This is a genomic window from Acetobacter papayae JCM 25143 (assembly GCF_000613285.1).
Lineage (GTDB): Bacteria > Pseudomonadota > Alphaproteobacteria > Acetobacterales > Acetobacteraceae > Acetobacter > Acetobacter papayae.
The window spans coordinates 1-7,862 of the sequence record NZ_BAIN01000091.1 but is presented as its reverse complement, the minus strand read 5'-3'; the positions used below and the strand labels follow the sequence as shown (position 1 = coordinate 7,862).

General features: G+C 61.8%; 6 protein-coding genes and 2 pseudogenes. 7 read left to right on the top strand and 1 reads right to left on the bottom strand.

Annotated features, from left to right (window positions below; genetic code table 11):
• The 5 genes and pseudogenes from JCM25143_RS24375 to thiD form a co-directional block, all read left to right on the top strand.
• The coding region (locus JCM25143_RS24375; RefSeq protein WP_234395300.1) for a hypothetical protein at positions 1–194 on the top strand (194 nt) is incomplete at its 5' end.
• 116 nt (positions 195–310) lie between these two features.
• Positions 311–2,242, top strand: a complete 1,932-nt coding sequence (gene ftsH, locus JCM25143_RS13710; RefSeq protein ID WP_025861615.1) for an ATP-dependent zinc metalloprotease FtsH — start codon at positions 311–313, stop codon at positions 2,240–2,242.
• Between the two features lie 126 nt (positions 2,243–2,368).
• Positions 2,369–3,412, top strand: coding sequence for a dihydropteroate synthase (gene folP, locus JCM25143_RS13705; protein ID WP_025861614.1), 1,044 nt, complete (start codon positions 2,369–2,371; stop codon positions 3,410–3,412).
• 126 nt (positions 3,413–3,538) lie between these two features.
• A pseudogene (glmM, locus tag JCM25143_RS19860) lies at positions 3,539–4,886 on the top strand (phosphoglucosamine mutase).
• Positions 4,887–4,904: 18 nt separating this feature from the next.
• Positions 4,905–5,828, top strand: a complete 924-nt coding sequence (gene thiD / locus JCM25143_RS13690) for a bifunctional hydroxymethylpyrimidine kinase/phosphomethylpyrimidine kinase (protein WP_234395298.1) — start codon at positions 4,905–4,907, stop codon at positions 5,826–5,828.
• Positions 5,829–5,870: 42 nt separating this feature from the next.
• Here the strand turns inward: thiD and JCM25143_RS19855 are convergent.
• Positions 5,871–6,643 (bottom strand): annotated as a pseudogene (locus tag JCM25143_RS19855) (response regulator transcription factor).
• A gap of 415 nt (positions 6,644–7,058) precedes the next feature.
• Between JCM25143_RS19855 and tsaE the strand changes: the two are divergent.
• On the top strand, positions 7,059–7,550 hold the full coding sequence (gene tsaE / locus JCM25143_RS19850) for a tRNA (adenosine(37)-N6)-threonylcarbamoyltransferase complex ATPase subunit type 1 TsaE (RefSeq protein WP_081773598.1): 492 nt from the start codon (positions 7,059–7,061) through the stop codon (positions 7,548–7,550).
• Positions 7,551–7,603: 53 nt separating this feature from the next.
• Positions 7,604–7,862 (top strand): hypothetical protein (locus tag JCM25143_RS19845; RefSeq protein WP_148300146.1); only part of this gene is annotated, 259 nt, incomplete at its 3' end.

Genomic DNA, 7,862 nt, shown 5'->3' with positions numbered 1-7,862 from the left:
GAAGCCGGGTGGAGCCGCAAGCCGGTGAGTCGCAGGGCGGTGTGTCGGGGCCTGCCGGGTTGAAAAATGCCGGGCCGGAGCCGATCTGGGCGGGCGCGCGGTTCTGTTTTACCCCGCCCGCATCCCTCAGCGGCGGCGGGTTATATGGCTGTCTGTCTGGTGATGAGGGGTATAATATTTGCCCATGGCCCTAGGAATGGCGGCGTTCGTACCCATTTACAGGGAGGAGAGGTTGCTTTTTCTGAGCATGGGCGGGCAAGATACAGCACAGGGCGCGCTCTCGCTCTAGAACTATGGATACTCGGGCACGATGAATAATTTAGGCCGCAATCTGGCGCTGTGGGTCAGCATCATTCTGGTGCTCCTCCTGCTTGTGAACATGTTCCAGCCCGGAAGTGCTCAGCACGCCGCGCAGCAGCTCGCCTATTCCGACTTTGTTGCGGATGTGGATGCAGGGCATGTGCGCTCGGTGGTGATGCAGAACCACAATATTTCCGGCACGCTCAAGGATGGCACGGCGTTTGAAAGCTACGCGCCGGATGATCCCTCGCTTGTCTCGCATCTGGTGAGCAAGGGGGTTGAGGTCTCGGCCAAGCCGCTCGATCAGGATGGCAGCCCGCTGCTGCGCTATTTCCTGAACGCGCTGCCCATTCTGCTGCTGGTGGCCGCATGGCTGTTCATGATGCGCCAGATGCAGGGTGCCGGTGGCCGCGCCATGGGGTTTGGCAAGTCACGCGCCAAAATGCTGACCGAAAAACATGGCCGCGTAACGTTTGACGACGTGGCCGGTATTGACGAGCCCAAGGCCGAGCTTCAGGAAATCGTCGATTTTCTGAAAGACCCGCAGAAATTCACCCGCCTTGGCGGCAAAATTCCCAAGGGCGTGCTGCTGGTTGGCCCGCCCGGCACGGGTAAGACCCTGCTGGCCCGCGCCATTGCTGGCGAAGCCAATGTGCCGTTCTTCACTATTTCCGGTTCGGATTTTGTGGAGATGTTCGTGGGCGTTGGTGCCTCGCGCGTGCGCGATATGTTCGAGCAGGGCAAGAAAGCCGCCCCGTGCATTATCTTTATCGACGAAATCGACGCCGTGGGCCGCCATCGTGGTGCGGGCATGGGCGGCGGTAACGACGAGCGCGAGCAGACCCTCAACCAGATGCTGGTGGAGATGGACGGTTTTGAAAGCAATGAGGGCGTGATCCTGATTGCCGCCACCAACCGCCCGGATGTGCTCGACCCCGCATTGCTGCGCCCCGGCCGGTTCGACCGGCAGGTGGTGGTGCCTAACCCCGATGTTTCGGGGCGCGAGAAAATCCTGCGTGTGCATATGCGCAAGGTGCCGCTGGCGGCTGATGTTGACCCGCGTATCATTGCCCGTGGCACGCCCGGTTTCTCCGGGGCTGATCTGGCCAACCTGATTAACGAGGCTGCACTGTCGGCGGCCCGTCTGGGGCGGCGCACCGTGTCCATGCGTGAGTTTGAAAACGCCAAGGACAAGGTGCTCATGGGTGTCGAGCGTCGCTCGCTGGTCATGAGCGATGAGGAAAAGAAGCGCACCGCCTATCATGAGGCCGGGCACGCCATTACTGCCGTGCTGGTGCCCGAGAGCGAGCCTATCCACAAGGCCACCATTATTCCGCGTGGTCGGGCGCTGGGTATGGTCATGCGTCTGCCTGAGGATGACCGCCTGTCCATGAGCCGCAACAACGCCATTGCCCATCTGGTGGTCGCCATGGGCGGCCGCGTGGCGGAGGAAGTGGTTTACGGTAAGGACAACATCTGCAACGGCGCGATGGGTGACATCAAAATGGCCACCCGCGTTGCCCGCAGCATGGTGACCGAATGGGGCATGAGCGAAAAGCTGGGCATGATCGCCTATGTGGATGACGATCAGGGCGGTGGCTTTTTCGGCGGCCAGAGCCGTAACTTCTCCGAGGAAACGGCACGCGAGATCGACGAGGAAATCCGTCGTCTGATCGAGGATGCATACGAACAGGCCCGCAACTACCTGCATGGCCATGTCGATCAGCTGCACAGTCTGGCGAACGCCCTTTTGGAATATGAAACCCTCTCGGGCGAGGAAATCCGCCAGATCATGCGCGGTCAGCCGATCGAGCGGGCTGAGGAAGACGAAAAAGGCCCGATCAACCGCCGCGCTTCGGTGCCGCAGGTTGGGGCGGGGGATGAAACGCCATCCGCTCCCGTGGTGGATGAAGGTTCCCAGACCATGCCTCAGCCCGGCTAAAGCCGCGTAAGGGTCTGGCCTATCTGGTTGACTGAGTAAAAATATATCGGCCCGGTCAGGGTGCTTCATCAGAAGCATGCTGGCCGGGCCATTGTGTTTATGGCGTAAAAAAACGGAGTAACGGACATGGGCCAGTGGCACCGGTTGGTGGAACCCATGGGCCTGCTGTATGGCGATGCAGCAGTGGTGGCCGTAAGGCAGGGCAAGGCCCTGTGGCTTATGGGGGGCACGGCTGCGTTTTCAGTCGTCCGGCTGATTGAGGGCGCGCAGATTTCTGACCCGCTGCCGGTAAGCGATGTGCCTGCGGACTGGCAGGGCGTGCTGGCGCGGCTGGTTGCTCCGGTGCCGGATGCAAACCTGCCCGCAGGCGCGCAGGTCATGGGCATACTCAACGCAACGCCAGACAGTTTCAGCGATGGCGGGCGGCATGACACGTGCGAGACCGCCGTGCGCGCAGGCCGGGCCATGGTGGAAGCCGGGTGCCGGGTGCTCGATATTGGTGGGGAAAGCACGCGGCCGGGCTCGGCTGTCATTACGCCCGCTCAGGAATGGGAGCGTGTGGGGCCGGTTATCACGGCCCTGCGGCAGGAGACCCCGCAGGCCGCCCTGTCGGTTGATACGCGCAACAGTCTGGTGATGGAACGCGCGCTGGAGGCCGGTGTGGCCGTGATTAACGATGTCACGGCCCTGCAGCATGACCCGCAGGCCCTGCCTCTGCTGGCCGGGCATACATGCGGCATTGTGCTCATGCATATGCGCGGCACCCCTCAGACTATGGAGCAGCACGCTGTCTATGCGGATGTGGCCAGCGAGGTCGTGCGGGAACTGGGCGAGCGGGTAGAGGCCGCCGAGGCGGCGGGGATCGCTCGGGAGCGGCTGATGGTGGACCCCGGCTTTGGTTTTGCCAAAACGGCGGCGCAGAACGCGGAGTTGCTGCGGCGCTGCCTTTTGTTGGCTAATCTGGGGTGCCGTGTGGTGTTTGCTCTTTCACGCAAGCGCATGATTGGCGATATGACGGGCGAAGCCACCCCCGCCGCGCGTGATGCGGGCACACAGGCGGCGTCGCTTCAGGCCATGCCGCTGGGCCAGCCCGTGCTGCGGGTGCATGATGTGCCGGGCATGATGCAGGGTGTCAGGGTCTGGCAGACCCTTTATGCGCCTAAAGCGTGATTTCTTCGTCATGATACGGTTTCACTGGGGGCTAAACCGTTTTAGGAAAAGGAAGGGACAGGGCGGAGCGCGGTTTGCGCCGATACAGGCGGGCCTGCCCGGCAAGCTGGGGTTGGAACACGCGGCATGAGGCATTTTTTCGGAACGGACGGTATTCGGGGTAAGGCCAATCAGCCCCCCATGACGGTGGAAATCGCCCAGAAACTCGGACAGGCAGCCGGGCTGCACTTCCGGCGGGGCGAACACCGGCATAGCGTGCTGTTGGGTAAGGACACGCGGCTTTCGGGCTATATGATCGAAAGTGCGCTGGTTTCGGGATTTTTGTCCGCGGGTATGGATGTCACACTGGTTGGTCCACTGCCCACACCGGCTATTGCCATGCTTACCCGTTCGCTCCGGGCTGATCTGGCGTCATGATCTCGGCCTCGCACAACCCGTTTTACGATAACGGCATCAAGCTGTTCGGCCCCGATGGTTTTAAGTTGTCCGATCAGGATGAAGCCGTAATTGAATCCCTTATGGAAGCCGACCTGCATGACCGTCTGGCCCCGCCCGAGCAGATTGGCCGTGCCTCGCGCCTGAATGACGCGGCGGGCCGGTATGTGGAAAGTGCCAAGCGTCTTTCCCGCGCGGCTTGCGGCTTGATGGCATGAAAATCGTGATCGACTGCGCCAATGGCTCGGCCTATCGCGTGGCCCCTACTGCTTTGTGGGAACTGGGGGCTGAGGTGGTTCGTGTCGGCTGCGAGCCTGATGGCGTGAACATCAATGCAGGGTGCGGTTCCACCCAGCCTGCCGCGTTGTGCGAGGCCGTGGTGCGCCACGGCGCGCATCTGGGGATCGCACTGGATGGCGATGCGGACCGGGTGCTGATTGCCGATGAAACCGGCCACCTGATTGATGGTGACCAGCTTCTGGCTCTGATCGCCCAGTCATGGGCGCGCGAGGGACGGTTGGTGGGCGGTGCTGTTGTGGCCACGGTCATGTCCAATCTGGGGCTTGAGCGTTTTCTGGAAAGCCTGAACGTCGGGCTGGAACGCACCGCTGTGGGCGACCGCTACGTGGTTGAGCGCATGCGTGAGCGCGGGGCCAATGTGGGGGGCGAGCAGTCGGGCCATATGGTGCTGACGGATTTTGCCACCACGGGCGATGGGCTGATTGCAGCGCTACAGGTGCTGGCCGTTCTGGTGGAGCAGGGCCGCCCGGCCAGCGAGGTCTGCCGTCTGTTCGAACCCTGGCCGCAGGTGCTGCGCAATGTGCGCTATTCGGGTGCCTGCCCGCTGGAAACGCCGAGCGTGCGTGAGCGCCAGAAAGAGGTCGAGCAGTTGCTGGCCGGGCGCGGGCGTCTGGTACTACGCCGCAGCGGCACGGAACCGCTGGTGCGGGTGATGGTCGAGGCGGAAGATAGCGCGCTGGTGGAGCAGGCTGTCAGCCAGATGTGCGAAAGTCTGGAGCAGGTGACGCTCCCTGCCTGAACCCGGCCTGCCGGTGTTATGGCCCTAGCCTGCGCCGTTGATGAAAAACTGATGGAAAGCCCCGCTATGTCATCCGCTGTTCCTGACAATACTGCTGTCGTCTCTGCTGCTCAGGGGCATGGTGGCCTGCGGCGCGCGCGGGTTTTGTCCATTGCCGGGAGCGATTCCGGCGGTGGTGCCGGTATTCAGGCCGATATCAAGGCCATAACGGCGCTGGGTGGCTACGCCATGACGGCCCTGACAGCCCTGACAGCCCAGAACACGCTGGGGGTACAGGGTATCCTGCCCGTGCCGCCGGAATTTGTGCGTCAGCAGATCCGCAGCGTGCGCGACGATATTGGCATAGACGCGATCAAAACCGGCATGCTGGGCGGTGCGGCTGAAATCCATGCTGTGGCGGACGAGGTGGCAACCATCAGGCACCAGACCCCCGGCCTGCCGATTGTGGTGGACCCGGTTATGGTGGCCAAGGGCGGTGCGGTGCTGTTGCAGGCCGATGCACTGGAAAGCCTCGTGCGTGAGTTGCTGCCGCTTGCAACCGTCATGACTCCCAACCTGCCCGAAGCCATGCAGCTTGTCGGGCGGGAGCTTGTGACCCTTGCGGATATGAAAGAGGCTGCCCGCACCTTGCGTGAGCGCACGGGTGCGGCGGTGCTGCTCAAGGGCGGCCACATGCAGGGCGAGACCATTGTGGATATTCTGCTGGATGACAGCGGGCTGACGGAGTTTCCCGGTCTGCGTCTGCCGGGGCGGCATACCCATGGTACGGGCTGTACGCTGGCCAGTGCTCTGGCTACCCGGCTTGGGCAGGGTTTTTCCCTGATTGAGGCTACGGATCAGGCCCGGCGCTATGTGCAGGCCGCCATTGCCCATGCTCCCGGCTTTGGGCAGGGGGCCGGGCCATTATGGCATGCCCATGGCTGGCATGGCGGGGTGGCCTGACAAGCAGAACAAGGCCCGCAAGCATGTTGCGGGCCTGTTGTGTTATTCACCCACCACGCGCAAAGCCTGAACAGGGTGAGAAGAGGCATGGGCAACAGTGCCCAGCGGCATGACAGGCGGTACTGTAGCCGCCAGCCTCTGAGGCTGGGGTTCGTGCAGGATATATCCTTTGCCCCAGACGGTGGAAATCAGGTTCCTGATACCCACGCGTTCAAGCTTTTTTCGGAGCTTGCAGACAAAGACATCAATGATCTTGATATCCGGCTCATCCCGCCCGCCATAGAGGTGGTTGAGGAAGGTTTCCTTGGTCTGGGCGATACCCTTGCGCAGAACCAGCAGCTCCAGCACGGCAAATTCCTTGCCCGTCAGATGCAGGATCTGATCCTTGACGGTCACGGACTGGCTGTTCAGATCAAGGCTGAGATCACCCACCTGAATGATGGGGTGAGCAAAACCGTTCGAACGGCGCAGGATTGCTTGAATACGCGCCACAAGCTCGGCCATGTCCGGCGGCTGGCGCATGAAGTCATCCGCACCCAGCGCAAAGGCGCGGAGCTTGGTTTCGGCTGTATCAATACCTGAAAGAATAATGACCGGCGTCGTGATCTTGAGCGAACGCAGGGCGGTCAGGATTGCAAAGCCGTCCAGACCGGGCAGGCGCTGGCTGATGATGCAAGGCCGTAATCGTAATTGCGGAGCAGCTCCAGGGCGTTCTGCCCCGAACGCGCCAGATCGCAACTCAGACCAACTTTCTTGAGTGTTGATAGAATGGCGCGGCTGGAGGCGAAATGATCCTCGACGAACAGAATGCGCATGGTTGCACCTCATAGAAAAGCGGCAATTAATTTTTTGCACCCTATGGTTGCAAATGGCTAGAGAAATTATAGCGTAACGCGTCCTTTCGGGAAGCTGGACCCCATAATTCATATCCTTCTGGTTGTGGTCTTGTCAGCCGCATGAGAACCTCGATCGTTGCAGTTTTCCGCAGTGAAGCGGTTTAGTCTCTGATATCTACAGGAGCGGTGACGCATGGTTCGCGCGTGGGTTGCGTTGGAAATGGTTTTTTTTGTGGCAAACCTGTCCTGCGTGCCATTTTTGTCGCGCTCTCATAGGTTGTATGGCCATTGACCCCGTGTGGCAGAACCGCTTTGAAAGAGGCTGGGCATGGCGCTTCAGTCTGGACTGATCAGGCCGGATGAACGCCAGCCGTCCGGGTTGGCGGGTGAGCACATGATTATTCTGGAAACGGAAGAGACCACACGGGCACTGGCGGCCTTTCTGGCGCGGCAGGCCGGGGCGGGAGACGCCATTCTGCTGTCCGGCCCGCTGGGGGCAGGCAAGAGCGTGCTGGCCAGAGCCTTCCTGCGCGCCTTCTGTCAGGATGCAGCGCTGGAGGTTCCAAGCCCTACTTATACTCTGGTGCAGCCTTATGCGGCACCGTCCTGCACCGTGCATCATTTCGACCTGTGGCGGCTTGGCGGGCCGGATGAGTTGGACGAACTGGGCTGGGATGATGCGCGCGACGGGCTGGTGCTGGTGGAATGGCCCGAGCGGCTGGAAGACATGACCCCGCCCGATGCACTGCATGTAACGCTGGATGTCCGGCCTGATGGTACGCGGGTGGCCCATCTGCAAGGCTGGCCCGAGCGGTTCGATGTCCGGTCTTTAACGGCTGCGGGTTTTGAGCCTGCTCCGCCCGGCCCGGATGGAGCGCACGGCTGATGCCCCCGCATGGTGGGAACCCAGAAGCATGGCGGGACAATACGCCCGATCTTATGTCCTTTTATAATAGGGAGGACGCAGAGCCCCGGCTGCTGAGTATTCCCGCGCATCTGCCTTTTCTGGATCAGTTGGCCGCGCGCTGGATGCAGGCTGCCGGGTATGACCGCGAGACCATGGGGGAAGGGCTGATTGTCCTGCCGGGCCGCCGGGCCGCCCGCGCTTTGACCGAGGCCTTTCTGCGCCGGATGGATGGCGGGGCCATGCTGTTGCCGCGCATCCTGCCGATTGGCGCGCTGGACGAGGCCGAGCTTA

Coding starts and splice junctions, on each gene's coding strand:
- ftsH (WP_025861615.1), top strand. CDS start 311: ATGAATAATTTAGGCCGCAATCTGGCGCTGTGGGTCAGCATCATTCTG.
- folP (WP_025861614.1), top strand. CDS start 2,369: ATGGGCCAGTGGCACCGGTTGGTGGAACCCATGGGCCTGCTGTATGGC.
- thiD (WP_234395298.1), top strand. CDS start 4,905: ATGGCCCTAGCCTGCGCCGTTGATGAAAAACTGATGGAAAGCCCCGCT.
- tsaE (WP_081773598.1), top strand. CDS start 7,059: ATGATTATTCTGGAAACGGAAGAGACCACACGGGCACTGGCGGCCTTT.